Annotated in this window: 15 protein-coding genes; 9 read left to right on the forward strand and 6 right to left on the reverse strand. The window is 68.4% G+C overall.

All coding sequences use genetic code 11. The annotated features are described in order from the left end of the window. Window positions 1-155 precede the first annotated feature (155 nt). On the forward strand, window positions 156-1,394 hold the full coding sequence (locus ACFWPQ_RS06135) for a glycosyltransferase family 4 protein (protein WP_384030418.1): 1,239 nt from the start codon (window positions 156-158) through the stop codon (window positions 1,392-1,394). Here the strand turns inward: ACFWPQ_RS06135 and ACFWPQ_RS06140 are convergent. The 5 genes from ACFWPQ_RS06140 to ACFWPQ_RS06160 all read right to left on the reverse strand — a co-directional run bounded on the left by ACFWPQ_RS06140 (window position 1,340) and on the right by ACFWPQ_RS06160 (window position 6,967). Next, window positions 1,340-2,149 (reverse strand): hypothetical protein, encoded by an 810-nt coding sequence (locus ACFWPQ_RS06140; RefSeq protein ID WP_384030420.1) that lies wholly within the window; start codon window positions 2,147-2,149, stop codon window positions 1,340-1,342. The genes ACFWPQ_RS06135 and ACFWPQ_RS06140 overlap by 55 nt on opposite strands. Beyond that, the gene (locus tag ACFWPQ_RS06145) at window positions 2,122-4,248 is read right to left on the reverse strand and encodes a glycogen debranching N-terminal domain-containing protein (RefSeq protein ID WP_384030422.1); all 2,127 of its coding nucleotides are present in this window, start codon (window positions 4,246-4,248) and stop codon (window positions 2,122-2,124) included. The genes ACFWPQ_RS06140 and ACFWPQ_RS06145 overlap by 28 nt, the downstream gene beginning before the upstream one ends. A gap of 77 nt (window positions 4,249-4,325) precedes the next feature. Beyond that, window positions 4,326-5,108: an ABC transporter permease gene (locus ACFWPQ_RS06150; protein WP_384030424.1), complete on the reverse strand. Its 783-nt coding sequence runs from the start codon at window positions 5,106-5,108 to the stop codon at window positions 4,326-4,328. 88 nt (window positions 5,109-5,196) lie between these two features. Further along, a complete protein-coding gene (locus tag ACFWPQ_RS06155) occupies window positions 5,197-6,120 on the reverse strand; it encodes an ABC transporter ATP-binding protein (protein WP_384030426.1) in 924 nt (307 codons plus the stop codon). A gap of 46 nt (window positions 6,121-6,166) precedes the next feature. After that, window positions 6,167-6,967: an aminoglycoside N(3)-acetyltransferase gene (locus ACFWPQ_RS06160; RefSeq protein WP_384030428.1), complete on the reverse strand. Its 801-nt coding sequence runs from the start codon at window positions 6,965-6,967 to the stop codon at window positions 6,167-6,169. A gap of 184 nt (window positions 6,968-7,151) precedes the next feature. On the opposite strand from ACFWPQ_RS06160, the gene ACFWPQ_RS06165 reads away from it, so the two are divergent. The 8 genes from ACFWPQ_RS06165 to ACFWPQ_RS06200 are packed head-to-tail and all read left to right on the forward strand — an operon-like array spanning window position 7,152 to window position 13,713. After that, window positions 7,152-7,892 carry a helix-turn-helix transcriptional regulator gene (locus tag ACFWPQ_RS06165; RefSeq protein ID WP_384030430.1) on the forward strand — a complete coding sequence of 247 codons (741 nt, stop codon included), beginning with the start codon at window positions 7,152-7,154 and terminating at the stop codon, window positions 7,890-7,892. Then, window positions 7,889-9,310: a Fe-S cluster assembly protein SufB gene (gene sufB / locus ACFWPQ_RS06170; RefSeq protein ID WP_384030432.1), complete on the forward strand. Its 1,422-nt coding sequence runs from the start codon at window positions 7,889-7,891 to the stop codon at window positions 9,308-9,310. The genes ACFWPQ_RS06165 and sufB overlap by 4 nt, the downstream gene beginning before the upstream one ends. A 55-nt stretch (window positions 9,311-9,365) precedes the next feature. Next, complete coding sequence (gene sufD / locus ACFWPQ_RS06175; protein WP_384030434.1) at window positions 9,366-10,550, forward strand: Fe-S cluster assembly protein SufD; 1,185 nt, start codon at window positions 9,366-9,368, stop codon at window positions 10,548-10,550. Beyond that, window positions 10,547-10,873: a non-heme iron oxygenase ferredoxin subunit gene (locus tag ACFWPQ_RS06180; RefSeq protein ID WP_089100905.1), complete on the forward strand. Its 327-nt coding sequence runs from the start codon at window positions 10,547-10,549 to the stop codon at window positions 10,871-10,873. Before sufD ends, ACFWPQ_RS06180 begins: the two co-directional genes overlap by 4 nt. A 7-nt stretch (window positions 10,874-10,880) precedes the next feature. Further along, complete coding sequence (gene sufC, locus ACFWPQ_RS06185) at window positions 10,881-11,645, forward strand: Fe-S cluster assembly ATPase SufC (RefSeq protein WP_351485768.1); 765 nt, start codon at window positions 10,881-10,883, stop codon at window positions 11,643-11,645. Next, window positions 11,642-12,898, forward strand: coding sequence for a cysteine desulfurase (locus tag ACFWPQ_RS06190; protein WP_384030436.1), 1,257 nt, complete (start codon window positions 11,642-11,644; stop codon window positions 12,896-12,898). The genes sufC and ACFWPQ_RS06190 overlap by 4 nt, the downstream gene beginning before the upstream one ends. 18 nt (window positions 12,899-12,916) lie before the next feature. Then, window positions 12,917-13,384, forward strand: coding sequence for a Fe-S cluster assembly sulfur transfer protein SufU (gene sufU / locus ACFWPQ_RS06195; RefSeq protein ID WP_384030438.1), 468 nt, complete (start codon window positions 12,917-12,919; stop codon window positions 13,382-13,384). Further along, a complete protein-coding gene (locus ACFWPQ_RS06200; RefSeq protein ID WP_046733484.1) occupies window positions 13,381-13,713 on the forward strand; it encodes a metal-sulfur cluster assembly factor in 333 nt (110 codons plus the stop codon). The genes sufU and ACFWPQ_RS06200 overlap by 4 nt, the downstream gene beginning before the upstream one ends. An 85-nt stretch (window positions 13,714-13,798) precedes the next feature. On the opposite strand, the gene ACFWPQ_RS06205 is transcribed toward ACFWPQ_RS06200, so the two are convergent. Further along, a complete protein-coding gene (locus tag ACFWPQ_RS06205) occupies window positions 13,799-14,665 on the reverse strand; it encodes an AbfB domain-containing protein (protein ID WP_384030440.1) in 867 nt (288 codons plus the stop codon). Window positions 14,666-14,735: the final 70 nt, after the last annotated feature.

A 14,735-nucleotide genomic window follows, 5' to 3' on the forward strand; every position in this document is an offset into this window, starting at 1 on the left:
GAAGCCGTTCGACTTCCCCATGAATGCTGTCTGCTTCTTGCTGTCCTGCGACGCTGTGCGTGCGGAGGTGACCCCACCATAGCCAGGCAGTCCCTGTGCGGCCATGGCATCATCTGCGGCCTCGTGGTTGGGAATTCGGAGGTGTAGCGGGATCGATGGAGAGAGACCGAGGCAGAGAGAAGAAACTGTGTGTAGCGTTAGTCCATTGGGCATTTCCGCCGTGCGTGGGCGGAGTGGAATCACATCTATGGGACTACTCTCGGTTTCTCGCGGAATATGGGGTTGACGTCACCGTTCTCACTGGAACTCCCGCGCCTGCTGTTCCATGCCAGGGAATTCGCGTCGAGTATCATTCGGCGCTGGATCTTTCCAGTGAGGGGCCGCCGCCTACTGGTGAACCACCGCTAAAGGACTGGTTCAGAAAGTGTCTTATGGCAGACGCGGGAACCGGCGGTACTGCAATTCGGCTGGTGCATGGACACAATCTGCACCACTTCTCTTCCGCGCCAGCCTGTGCACTCAGTGAGCTGAGAGATGAACTCGGGCTGAGGCTATTGCATACGTATCACAGTGTTTGGTGGCGGCAGGAGGGGGAGAACGCGCGAGCGGTGGAATCTTGTCGAGGCTGGGACCGGCACTACGCGGTGTCCGAATTTCTGACCCAGGTCTGTCGATCTCGACTGGGAGTGAACGCTGAGTGTCGATACCTGGGTATCGATACGAGAGAATATCTTGAGGTACCCGTGGCGGGCGGGCGTCAGGAACCCGGGCGCGTGCTGCTGCCGGCGCGGCTCATCCCGGACAAGGGAGCGATGTTTGCAGTCGCGGCCTTGCGTCATCTCATAGACCAAAAGATGGGCCACCCTACGCCGCGGCTGACGCTTACGGACCCCTCCAGCACGGTTGACTTCCATCATGAGGCAAGCGGGTTCCGTCACTTGCTCGAGGAGCAGATAGCCGTACTGGGCTTGAAGGACTATGTCGAATTCGTTCATGCCGATTCCAGTCAGATGCGTGAACTGTACGAAGTCGCCTCGGTGGTTCTCTATCCTTCGGTGTTCGACGAACCGATGGGCCTCGCGCCCCTGGAGGCGATGTGCGCGGGCCGACCGGTGGTGGCCTCCCGAATGGGCGGCCTTGCCGAGGGGATCAGGTTGGACGAAAGGGTCGGCTTCTTGGTTCCGGAGCGGAATTCTCACAAACTGGCCGACCGTGTCGCGCTACTTCTCGGCCAGCCGGGGCTTGCCCGGGAGATGGGAGCCCGATCGCGTGAGCACGTCCTGCGCCGGTTTGACATGGAGCGCGTCTACTTGTGGCCAATGATCGAAGAGTACTGGCATCAATCGGCCATCGGCGCCAGCGGGCGGGGTGGTGGGGGGACACCAACGGTGTAGGCCAGGTTGATTACTGCGGACACGCTCTCGGTGGTACGCAGTCGGATGATGGACTGCAGCATCCCCACCCAGGTTCCCGCGCAGCCAAGTGCCGCGAGGATGTTCACGGCCAGCGGGAAGTCTCCGATCCAGATGATGTCGATGGAGACGAACAACACAGGAAAGAGGCATGATGTGAGGAGGTTGATCTCCGCCTCATTGTTATCCACGGCCAGGATGGGAGACTTCTCGCGCAGGCGGTCCTTGCAGTAGTCGAGAGCGAGGAGTCGGTATTGGTTCCGATGGCCGGCTGCGCGATATAGGTATCGAGACGCACTGTCCGGCTCGCCGTTTCTTAGGAAGTGTGCGAGTTGAGGGTATGCGTGGAAACAGTTGTCGATGGTTTGCTCACCGCATATCCGCTTGAGTTGCGCCGTGAACTCGTCCGAGTCGGGAGTCTTCTCGATTATTCCGACCATCCAGAAGGCAAGTCCTCGGAATATGTAGCCGACGATGAAGCTCAGGGCCAGTAAATTCATGCCCAGGACGATTGCTAGCGGGGTGGAGATGGAGGCTGTCTCGGCCACGACGTAGGGCCACAGGCGATGAGGATGCTGTACATGGAGCAGAGCAGCAAGGCCCGCTGTGGCGGCGCATAGGCCGGGCGCCACGACGCTGACGGCCTGCACCGCTGAATAGAAGGACAGTTTGCGGATCATGGCTGCCGCTGCCGCCGGTGACGGAAAACTCATGATCCTCCTGTCGAAAATGACCACCCGGAAGGGATCCCTTGCACTTCCACCGCCCCCTTGCCGTCAGCGTGAATCTGTAAATCCCGCCCAGCCAGCCGCAGTCCGTCAACATACAAAGAGAGAGGATGCGGCCTGGCCATGGGCCGTACGAACAAGGTGCGCTGTGCCGCGTTCGGATACAGTCCGAGCAGAGCGGAAAGCAGAGCGACTGCTGTGGCCGCTGACCAGCCCTGCGGACGGCAGGCGGCGGGATAGGCGAGCGGAGCGGGAGCTCCCGGTGTGCGGCTGTCGCCGCCGTACAGTTCCGGCATCCGGTACCCGAAGTGGCTCGCCGCGTCGAGCAGGCCCGTCGTCAGGGCGTACGCCTCCTCGTGGCGGCCCGCCGCGGACAGGCCCTGGATCGCGATCGCGGTGTCGTGCGTCCAGACCGAACCGTTGTGGTAGCTCAGCGGGTTGAAGCCGGGCAGCGCGGAGGAGCGGCTGCGCAGCCCCCAGCCGGAGTTCAGTTCGGGCGACGCGAGCCATGCCGCCACGTCCTGGCAGCCGCCGGCGTCCAGGATGCCGGTGGACAGCAACTGGCCCATGTTGGACGCGGGTCCGCTGACCGGCTCCAGGCCCCGGCCGATGGCGATCGCCACGTACCGAGGCGCCGGACCGTGCCGCGCGGACAGCCAGAAGGCGTCGGCGAAGCTCTTGCGCAGCGCGTCCGCCCAGGTACGCAGCCGCACGGCCGAGTCGTGACGGCCACGCGCCGCGAGCAGCTCGGCCAGCCCCGTCGCCGCCTGGTAGGCGTACCCCTGCACCTCGCACAGCGCCAGCGGCGGCTCGATCCGGCGGCCGGTCGCGTCCCGGACGGCGTCCTCGCTGTCCTTCCACGACTGGTGGCGCAGGCCGCCTGCCCGTGGGTAGTAGCGCAGGAACCCGTCCTCGTCCCCGGCACAGGTCTCCAGCACCCATTCCATGGCGCGCTCGGCGTACGGCAGCAGCGCGTCCACCTCGTCCCCCGGCAGCCCCCAGTGCCAGGCGTCCACCAGGAGCGACACGAACAACGGGGTCGCGTCCACCGAGCCGTAGTAGCGGGAGGGAAGGCGCAGGCCGTGACCGTGTTCGGCGTCGGCCGGGCGCAGTTCGTGGAGGATGCGGCCGGGTGCCTCCTCGCGGAACACGTCGTGGGCCGTGCCCTGGCGGCGGGCGAGGGCCCACAGGGTGCCGCGGGCCAGATCCGTGCCCAGGGGCAGCATCATGCGCGCCGACCAGATCGAGTCGCGGCCGAACAACGTCAGGTACCAGGGACATCCCGCCGCGATGAACTGGTCCTCGGCGCCGCCCGCCGTTCGCGTGCCGCGTTCCGGATCGGCCAGCCGCAGAGCCCCCAGGTCGTCGAGGCCCCGGCGGACCAGTGCCACCAGCCGTGGGTCTCCCGTCATCCGGGGTTCGGCCCAGGGGGCCGGGGAGCGCGGGGCGCCGGGGTGACCGGGCGGCGTGGGGACCGCGCCTCCGGTCACGCTGACCTGGGTGTGCCAGTCCTCGCCCGGCCGCAGCACGATCCGGGGCCAGGCGAAGGTGCCGCCCTCCGGCCCGTCCGTGACCTCCGGTGCCCCGGGCTCGCCCGCGGCACGGACTTCGGCGAGGCCCGCCGGGGTCTGCCAGCGCAGACCGTCGCCGCCCCCGGAGGCGGTGCACGGCACCGTGGGCGTCGGACGGCCCCGCTTGACGTCGGCGATGTCCGCGAGGTCGGTCGCCAGCGCCAGTTCGAGGCGGAGGGAACGGGTGACCGTACCGACGTTTCGCAGCTGGATGAACTCGCCCCGGCCCGCGACCCGCACCCGCTCGACGATGAGCGTGGGATCGTCGGTCGGGTCGCCCTGATAGCGGTGGACCGAGGTGAAGCGCACCCGGTCGGGGCCCAGTGGCTGTACGCCGATCGGCTCGGGCTCGCGTCCGTCGATCAGCAGACAGACCGTGTGCAGAAGCCTCCGGTCGTGACCGTAGAAGCCCTCGGCCCGGAGGCCGCGCAGTTGTCCGTCCCGCGGCGATGCCACGAAGGCCGGGGCCGCGACGCACATCACGACGTCGTGCAGCAACGGTTGCAGAGCACTGGGGAGTTCCGCCGACTCGTACACGGAGCGTCCTTTCCCGCTGGGCGCGAACGTCACTCACGTGGCCCAGCGGCGGCTTTCACTCCGCGACCGTCGGTCTGTCACTCCCAGCGGAAGAACCTCCCGGCCGCCCCCAGCCCCACCACCGCCCACACCGCCAGAATCCCCAGGTCTCCCCACGGCATCCCGGCCCCGTGCTGCAGCACGTCCCGCAGCCCGTCCGACAGTGCGGAGATCGGCAGCAGGCCGAGGACCGACTGGGCCCCGCCGAACTTGTCCAGCGGGACGATGACCCCGCCGCCCACGAGCAGCAGCAGGAACACCAGGTTGGCGGCCGCCAGCGTCGCCTCCGCCTTGAGTGTGCCCGCCATGAGGAGGCCGAGGCCGGAGAAGGCGGCCGTGCCGAGGACCAGGAGGAGGAGCACGGCGACGGGGTTGCCGTGCGGGGACCAGCCGAGGGCGAAGGCGATCACCGTCAGGAGGATCACCTGGAGGATCTCGGTGACCATGACCGACGCGGTCTTGGCCGTCATCAGGGCCCAGCGGGGGAGCGGGGAGGAGGCGAGGCGCTTCAGGACCCCGTAGCGGCGTTCGAAGCCGGTCGCGATGGCCTGGCCGGTGAAGGCCGTGGACATGACGGCGAGGGCGAGGATGCCCGGGGTCAGGAAGTCGACCGCCTTGCCGGAGCCCGTGTCGACGACGTCCACCGAGCTGAAGAGCACGAGGAGGAGGGTGGGGATCACCACCGTCAGCAGCAGCTGCTCGCCGTTGCGGAGCAGCATCCTCGTCTCCAGGGCCGCCTGCGTCGCGATCATGCGGGGGAGCGGGGCGGCACCCGGCCGGGGGGTGTAGGTGCCGGTGCCGGTATCGGTCGCGGTGGTCATGAGCGCAGCTCCTTGCCCGTGAGCTCCAGACTGTGCCCTCCCGGGGGACAACCCCCGGACCTCCGGCCGATTGCCGTGCGAGCCGGAATCATGAGCGCAACTCCTTGCCTGTGAGCTCCAAGAACACGTCCTCCAGCGTGTGCCGCTCCACCGAGATGCGGTCGGGCATCACGCCGTGCTGGGCGCACCACGAGGTCACCGTGGCCAGCAGTTGCGGGTTGACCTTGCCGACGACCCGGTAGGAGCCCGGGGTCAGCTCGGCGGCCGTGGAGTCGGCCGGCAGCGCCTTGAGGAGCGAGCCGACGTCGAGGCCGGGGCGGCCGGTGAAGCGCAGGGTGTTCTCGGCGCCGCCCTTGCACAGCTCCTCCGGGGAGCCCTTGGCGATCACCCGGCCGGCGTCGACGATGGCGACGTCGTCGGCGAGCTGCTCGGCCTCCTCCATGTAGTGCGTGGTGAGGATGACCGAGACGCCGTCGGCGCGCAGGTCCCGGACGAGGTCCCAGGTGGCGTGGCGGGCCTGGGGGTCGAGGCCCGCCGTCGGTTCGTCGAGGAAGACCAGTTCCGGGCGTCCGACCACGGCCATGGCGAGCGCGAGGCGCTGCTGCTGGCCGCCGGAGAGACGGCGGTACGACGTCCGGCCGCAGCTGCCGAGGCCCAGCCGCTCCATCAGCGCGTCCACATCCAGCGGATGCGCGTGCAGCTTCGCCACGTGCCGCAGCATCTCGTCGGCGCGGGCGCCCGAGTAGACGCCCCCGGACTGGAGCATCACGCCGACTCTGGGGCGCAGCTCGGCGGACTGCCGTACGGGATCGAGGCCCAGGACGCGCACCGTGCCGGAATCCGGCCTGCGGTACCCCTCGCAGGTCTCGATCGTGGTCGTCTTGCCCGCCCCGTTGGGGCCGAGGACGGCGGTCACGCCCGCCTCGGCGACCAGATCGAGGCCGTTCACGGCGGTCTTGGTGCCGTACCGCTTCACCAGGTCCCGCACCTGGACCACGGACTCACTTCGCATGGTGACAGAGTCTAAGGACGGCCGGCGTCACCCGGACGGCCGGGTACTAGATCTCCTCCTCACGGGGTCGGTGTACGGCCAGCCACCGCTCGGCGTAGGCCACCGCCTCCGCCACCGGGAAGAGCCGGGCATCGGCCGCGCCGACCGGGCCGCGGACGACCACCGGGCGGTCGCGTTCGAAGTCGTAACCCAGCTCGTCGAAGCGGTCTGAGGTGATGGCCACCTCGGTGACCTCCTCCCAGCCGCCTGGGGCGGGGCGGCCGACCCGGGCGCGCGGGGAGGGGATCCGGTACTCGGCGAGATGGAAGCTGGTGCAGGTGGCGTAGCCGGTGCCGAGCATGAGCACGCGCGCGTGCAGCTTCTCCAGGCGGGCCAGCGGACTGTGCTCGCCGAGCCGGCAGTCGGGGGCGTGACCGTCGAGGAGCTCCGCCGCGCGGGGGCCGACGGCCGCGAAGGAGGTCTGCGGGTGGGCGCTGCGCAGGGCACCGGGCCAGGTCCGCACGGTCTCGGGGATCACGCCGACCCCGCGGGTGGGGGTGGTCCGGGGGTCGTACGGCGGCATGGTGGCCCGGATCGTCTCCCACCACTCCTTCGGCACCGGCGGGTTCTGCCAGACCGCGGGGTCCGAGAGGTCGCCGGTCTGGGTGGGGACCACCAGGGTGCCGTCCGGGCCGAGGGCGTCGAGGAGGGCCTGGACGACGGCCACGGCTCCGCCGTTCACCCAGCCGAGGGAGCTGAGCGAGGTGTGTGCGAGGAGGGTCTCGCCGGTCTTGACACCCAGCAGGTGAAGCTGGTGCGCGAGGGTGTCCCGGGTGACAAGAGGGCCGGTGGGGGGTGGTGTGGGCATGGTTTTGGAGTGTTCCGGAGGGGGGCGTGGAGCGCCACCCAATTGGCCGAGGGATGATCGATCAAAGATCGTTTCCGCAGGTCAGGACAGGTGACAGGTTAGGTATGCCTAAGTGATGCAGGGCACCGTCCTCTCGCCCGGACGCCGCTTGCCTGGCTCTGAGGAATTACGCAACAATGGCGTTGTGAAAAACGTCGGCGAGGTTCGGGAGACCCCCACGGGGAGCCCGCAGGAGGAGCTAGCGACCGGTGAGCGCTCGACGCGCAACCGGGTCGCGCGGTCGATCCTGGACCACGGCCCGTCGACCGTCACCGAGCTGGCCGGACGCCTGGGCCTGACCCCCGCGGCCGTACGCCGGCATCTGGACGCGCTGGTCGCCGACGACGTCGTGGAGGCGCGCGAGCAGCGGGTGTACGGCGCGCGGACGCGCGGCCGGCCCGCCAAGGTCTTCGTCCTCACCGACTGCGGCCGGGACGCCTTCGACCAGTCGTACGACAAGCTCGCCGCCGACGCGCTGCGCTGGATCGCCGAGCAGGGGGGCGGCCAGGAGGCGGTCGTCGCCTTCGCGCGGGCCCGGATCGCCGCCCAGGCGAGCGCCTACCGCAAGGCGATCGAGGGCGCGGGTCCCGACGAGCGGACCGAAGCGCTGGCCAAGGCCCTGAGCCTGGACGGGTACGCTGCAACGGCGCGCACCGCACCGGTCGGCGAGCAGCTGTGCCAGCACCACTGCCCGGTCGCCCACGTCGCGGAGCAGTTCCCCCAGCTGTGCGAGGCGGAGACGGAGATCTTCGCCGAGCTGCTCGGAACGCACGTCCAGCGACTGGCGACCATCGCGCACGGCGACGGCGTCTGCACGACGTTCATCCCCAAGACATCCACCGACACTGACGCATCTGCAAGCACGGCCGGGAGGAACCCCGCATGACTCTCCCCACGGAGACTGCCCACCCTGAGCTCGAAGGCCTGGGCAAGTACGAATACGGCTGGGCCGACTCCGACGAGGCCGGCGCCTCTGCGAAGCGTGGTCTGAACGAGGACGTGGTCCGGGACATCTCGGCGAAGAAGTCCGAGCCGGAGTGGATGACCAAGCTCCGCCTCAAGGGCCTGCGCCTCTTCGAGAAGAAGCCCATGCCGAACTGGGGCTCGGACCTGTCGGGCATCGACTTCGACAACATCAAGTACTTCGTGCGCTCCACGGAGAAGCAGGCGGAGTCCTGGGAGGACCTGCCCGAGGACATCAAGAACACCTACGACAAGCTGGGCATCCCGGAGGCCGAGAAGCAGCGCCTGGTCGCCGGTGTCGCCGCCCAGTACGAGTCGGAGGTCGTCTACCACCAGATCCGCGAGGACCTGGAGGAGCAGGGCGTCATCTTCCTGGACACCGACACCGCGCTGAAGGAGCACCCGGAGCTCTTCAAGGAGTACTTCGGCACCGTCATCCCGGTCGGTGACAACAAGTTCGCCTCGCTGAACAGCGCGGTGTGGTCGGGCGGCTCCTTCATCTACGTGCCGAAGGGCGTTCAGGTCGAGATCCCGCTCCAGGCCTACTTCCGTATCAACACGGAGAACATGGGCCAGTTCGAGCGGACCCTGATCATCGTCGACGAGGGTGCCTACGTGCACTACGTCGAGGGTTGTACGGCCCCGATCTACAAGTCGGACTCGCTGCACTCCGCGGTCGTCGAGATCATCGTCAAGAAGAACGCGCGCTGCCGCTACACGACCATCCAGAACTGGTCGAACAACGTCTACAACCTGGTCACCAAGCGCGCCGTCGCCTACGAGGGCGCCACCATGGAGTGGATCGACGGCAACATCGGCTCCAAGGTGACGATGAAGTACCCGGCCGTCTACCTGATGGGCGAGCACGCCAAGGGCGAGACCCTCTCCATCGCCTTCGCGGGCGAGGGCCAGCACCAGGACGCCGGCTCCAAGATGGTCCACATGGCGCCGAACACGTCGTCCAACATCGTGTCGAAGTCCGTGGCGCGCGGTGGCGGCCGTACGTCCTACCGCGGCCTGGTCGAGATCGGCGAGGGCGCGGCCGGATCCAAGTCGAACGTGCTGTGCGACGCGCTGCTCGTCGACACGATCTCCCGCTCCGACACGTACCCCTACGTGGACGTCCGCGAGGACGACGTGTCCATGGGCCACGAGGCGACCGTCTCCAAGGTCTCCGATGACCAGCTCTTCTACCTGATGAGCCGCGGTCTGACCGAGTTCGAGGCGATGGCCATGATCGTGCGCGGCTTCGTCGAGCCGATCGCCAAGGAACTGCCCATGGAGTACGCCCTCGAGCTCAACCGGCTGATCGAGCTCCAGATGGAAGGCGCGGTCGGCTAAGCCACCGCCGTCACCGTCAAGCCACTCACGTCAGAAAGCGAGCAGACCGACAGCCATGGCTGAGGCTCAGAACACCCCGGTGGGCTCCACCACCGCCGGCGCCATCGCGGTGGCCGCCGAGTCGACCGTCGCCACGCGCATGAGCGCGCCCCCCTCCTTCGACGTCGCGGACTTCCCGGTCCCGCACGGCCGCGAGGAGGAGTGGCGGTTCACCCCGCTGGAGCGCCTGCGCGGGCTGCACGACGGCACGGCGGTCGCGTCCGGCGACGGCCTGAAGGTCGCGGTGGAGGCCCCCGAGGGCGTCACCGTCGAGCTGGTCGGCCGCGACGACCCCCGGCTCGGCCGGGCCGGCACCCCGGTGGACCGGGTCGCCGCCCAGGCGTACTCCGCCTTCGAGCAGGCCGGCGTGGTCACCGTCCCCAAGGAGACGGTGCTCACCGAGCCGATCCGGATCAGCGTGCACGGCCAGGGCGGGGTCTCCTACGGCCACCAGGTCATCGAGCTGGGCGCCTTCGCCGAGGCCGTCGTCGTCATCGACCACACCGGTGACATCGTCACCGCCGCCAACGTGGAGTACGTCCTCGGCGACGGTGCCAAGCTGACCGTCGTCTCCGTCCAGGACTGGGACGACAAGGCCGTCCACGTGGCCCAGCACAACGCCCTGGTCGGCCGGGACGCCAGCTTCAAGTCCGTGGTCGTCACCTTCGGCGGCGACGTCGTACGACTGCACCCGCGCGTCGCCTACGCCGGCACCGGCGGCGAGGCCGAGCTGTACGGCCTGTACTTCACCGACGCCGGGCAGCACCAGGAGCACCGCCTCCTTGTCGACCACAACACCCCGCACTGCAAGTCCAACGTCGCCTACAAGGGCGCGCTCCAGGGCGACGACGCGCACGCGGTGTGGATCGGTGACGTCCTCATCGAGGCCAAGGCCGAGGGCACCGACACCTACGAGATGAACCGCAACCTGGTCCTCACGGACGGCGCGCGGGTCGACTCGGTGCCGAACCTGGAGATCGAGACCGGCGAGATCGTCGGCGCCGGGCACGCCTCCGCCACCGGCCGTTTCGACGACGAGCAGCTCTTCTACCTGATGGCCCGCGGCATCCCGCAGCACGAGGCGCGCCGCCTCGTCGTGCGCGGCTTCTTCGCCGAGCTGGTCCAGCAGATCGGTGTCGCCGACATCGAGGAGCGCCTGCTCGCCAAGATCGAGGAGGAGCTGGAGGCCTCGGTCGCATGACGTCCACTGCGTTCGTACGCGCCTGCGGGCTGAGCGAGCTGGAGGAGGACACCCCGAAGCGGGTGGAACTCGACGGCACGCCGGTCTCGGTCGTCCGCACCGAGGGAGAGGTGTTCGCCATCTACGACATCTGCTCCCACGCCAACGTCTCGCTGTCCGAGGGCGAGGTGGAGGACTGCCAGATCGAGTGCTGGCTGCACGGCTCCAGCTTCGACCTGCGCACCGGCAAGCCGTCCGGCCTCCCGGCCACGCGCCCCGTCCCCGTTTACCCCGTAAAGATCGAAGGGGACGACGTGCTCGTCTCCCTCACCCAGGAGTCCTGAGGCACCCATGGCAACGCTTGAAATCCGAGACCTGCACGTCACCGTCGAGGCCGACAACGCCACGAAGGAGATCCTCAAGGGCGTCGACCTCACCGTGAAGCAGGGCGAGACGCACGCCATCATGGGCCCCAACGGCTCCGGCAAGTCCACCCTCGCCTACTCGCTCGCGGGTCACCCGAAGTACACGATCACCGGCGGCACCGTGCTGCTCGACGGCGAGGACGTCCTGGAGATGTCCGTCGACGAGCGCGCCCGCGCGGGCCTGTTCCTGGCGATGCAGTACCCGGTCGAGGTCCCCGGCGTCTCGGTCTCCAACTTCCTGCGCACCTCCGCCACCGCCATCCGCGGCGAGGCCCCCAAGCTGCGCACCTGGGTGAAGGAGGTCAAGGAGACCATGGAGCGCCTGTCCATGGACCCGTCCTTCGCCGAGCGCAACGTGAACGAGGGCTTCTCCGGCGGTGAGAAGAAGCGCCACGAGATCCTCCAGCTCGAACTGCTCAAGCCGAAGATCGCGATCCTCGACGAGACCGACTCCGGCCTCGACGTCGACGCCCTGCGCATCGTCTCCGAGGGCGTCAACCGGGTCCGTGAGACCGGCGAGGTCGGCACCCTGCTGATCACCCACTACACGCGCATCCTGCGCTACATCAAGCCCGACTTCGTCCACGTCTTCTCGGGCGGCCGCATCGTCGAGTCCGGCGGCGCCGAGCTCGCCGACAAGCTGGAGGACGAGGGCTACGAGGCATACACGAAGGGTGGCGTATCCGCGTGACGCAGCTGCCGGGCCTCCTCGACACCGAGGCGATCCGCAAGGACTTCCCCGTCCTGGACCGTCTGGTCCACGACGGCAAGAAGCTCGTGTACCTGGACAACGCGGCGACCAGCCAGAAGCCGCGCCAGGTACTGGACGTCCTCAGCGAGTACTACGAGCGCCACAACGCCAACGTCCACCGCGGTGTGCATGTGCTCGCCGAGGAGGCCACGGCGATGTACGAGGGCGCGCGCGACAAGGTCGCCGAGTTCATCAACGCGCCCAGCCGCGACGAGGTGATCTTCACCAAGAACGCCTCCGAGTCGCTGAACCTCGTGGCGAACATGCTGGGCTGGGCCGACGAGCCCTACCGGGTGGACCACGAGACCGAGATCGTCATCACGGAGATGGAGCACCACTCCAACATCGTGCCGTGGCAGCTGCTCGCGCAGCGCACCGGCGCGAAGCTGAAGTGGTTCGGCCTCACCGACGACGGCCGCCTCGACCTGTCCAACATCGACGAGGTCATCACCGAGAAGACGAAGATCGTCTCCTTCGTGCTGGTGTCGAACATCCTGGGCACGGTCAACCCGGTCGAGGCGATAGTGCGGCGCGCCCAGGAGGTCGGCGCCCTCGTCTGCATCGACGCCTCCCAGGCCGCTCCGCACATGCCGCTGGACGTCCAGGCCCTCCAGGCCGACTTCGTGGCCTTCACCGGCCACAAGATGTGCGGTCCGACCGGCATCGGCGTCCTCTGGGGCCGCCAGGAGCTCCTGGAGGACCTGCCGCCGTTCCTCGGCGGCGGCGAGATGATCGAGACCGTGTCGATGCACTCGTCGACGTACGCTCCGGCGCCCCACAAGTTCGAGGCGGGCACCCCGCCGATCGCGCAGGCGGTCGGCCTCGGCGCGGCGATCGACTACCTGAACGCCATCGGCATGGACAAGATCCTCGCCCATGAGCACGCGCTGACCGAGTACGCGGTCCAGCGGCTCCAGCAGGTCCCGGACCTGAGGATCATCGGCCCCACCACGGCCGAGGACCGGGGCGCCGCGATCTCCTTCACCCTCGGGGACATCCACCCGCACGACGTGGGCCAGGTCCTCGACGAGCAGGGCATCGCGGTACGTGTCGGTCATCACTGCGCGCGGCCCGTCTGCCTCCGCTACGGAATTCCTGCGACCACGCGAGCGTCGTTCTATCTGTACTCCACGCCGGCCGAGATCGACGCTCTGGTCGAGGGCCTGGAGCACGTACGGAACTTCTTCGGCTGAAGGGCGTGAGTTGAAACCGTGAAGCTGGATTCGATGTACCAGGAAGTCATCCTGGACCACTACAAGCACCCGCACGGGCGTGGTCTGAGGGATGGCGACGCCGAGGTGCACCATGTGAACCCGACGTGCGGCGACGAGATCACCCTCCGCGTGAAGTACGACGGTACGACCATCGAGGACGTCTCGTACGAGGGCCAGGGCTGCTCCATCAGCCAGGCCTCGGCCTCCGTGCTGAACGATCTCCTCGTCGGCAAGGACCTGGCCGACGCGCAGAAGATCCAGGAGACCTTCCTGGAGCTGATGCAGTCCAAGGGCCGGCTGGAGCCCGACGACGCGATGGAGGAGGTCCTGGAGGACGCGGTCGCGTTCGCCGGTGTCTCCAAGTACCCGGCCCGGGTCAAGTGCGCCCTCCTGAGCTGGATGGCGTGGAAGGACGCGACGGCCCAGGTGCTGGGTGGCGCCGAAGCCGAAAGGAAGACGGCATGAGCGAGACCGCTGAGATGAAGCCGGCCTCGGAGGAAGAACTCCGCGAGGCGCTGTACGACGTCGTCGACCCCGAGCTGGGCATCGACGTCGTCAACCTCGGTCTGATCTACGGCATCCACATCGACGACGCGAACATCGCGACGATCGACATGACCCTGACGTCCGCGGCCTGCCCGCTGACCGATGTCATCGAGGACCAGGCCAAGTCCGCCACGGACGGCATCGTCAACGAGCTGCGCATCAACTGGGTCTGGATGCCCCCGTGGGGCCCCGACAAGATCACGGACGACGGCCGTGAGCAGCTGCGGGCGCTCGGGTTCAACGTCTGACACCGCGCATCGGGCTCGGCGTCCGACACCGCGTACGCGAAAGCGGCGGCACCTGGAGGGTGTCGCCGCTTTCGCGTACGTGTGCTCAGGCCAGCGGGTCCACGAACCGGAACGCGGAGTCCGCGCGGTACAGGTCGCTGTTCTGGTAGGCGACCAGCTTCAGCTGGAAGTTCTGGTGGCGCAGGTAGCGGCCCGGGTAGTTCACCGACTCCAGCATGACCGCGCCCGAGTAGGACGAGGCCCGGGCGCAGAAGGTGGCGTCCTGCTTGAAGAGGGACGAGCCGTCGTCGGCGTCGGCGCGCAGCAGGAAGTTGCGGTGCCGCAGGTACTTCCCGTCGGACGTCCGGAACGAGTAACAGGAGCTGTTCGCCAGGCCCTTGACCACGGTGAACGTCGAGTCCTCGCGGGACTCCGAGCCGCGCGGCGCGTCCAGCTTCACGAAGCCGTCGCTCACATGCCAGTAGCGGTCCGGGTAGTTGACCGAGCGGACCGACTTCTGGGCGGTGCTGGGCTGTTGTGCCGAGCCGCCCGAGCCGCCCGAACTTCCCTTGGAGGGCGTGGACTTGGACGGCTTCGCGCTGGACGGCGAGCTTTTCGGACCGGCGCCGGACGCGGTGTCCGTCGCCGTGCCGGACGCGGACGCGGTCGGCGAGGTCGCCGACATCCCCGACGTGCCCTTGGGCGGGGCGGCCGTGTCCGACGCCGACGGCGAGGCGAAGGAGAGCAGACCGGGGCCGTTGTCGGTGTGGGCGGACGCCGTGGGGCCGGCCGATGACGTCCTGTCAGGAGCGTTGTGGCTGACGGCGATTGCGGTGACACAGGCGACGACGGTGGCGATGGCCAGCGTGCCCGCCAGCCAGAGTCTTCGGGTTCCAGGGGCCCGGGAGGTGTCGGGGACCCAGCCGTTCTCCCAGGAAGGGTGCGGCGGGGGTTGGGGGGTTATTTCTGGCATGCGCGTTTCCTCCAGCGGCGCCAAGGCAGCGGCAGCCGGGGGTGAAGGTGAGGTGGGTGAACTGTGAAGC

This window comes from Streptomyces sp. NPDC058464 (genome assembly GCF_042721035.1).
GTDB lineage: Bacteria > Actinomycetota > Actinomycetes > Streptomycetales > Streptomycetaceae > Streptomyces.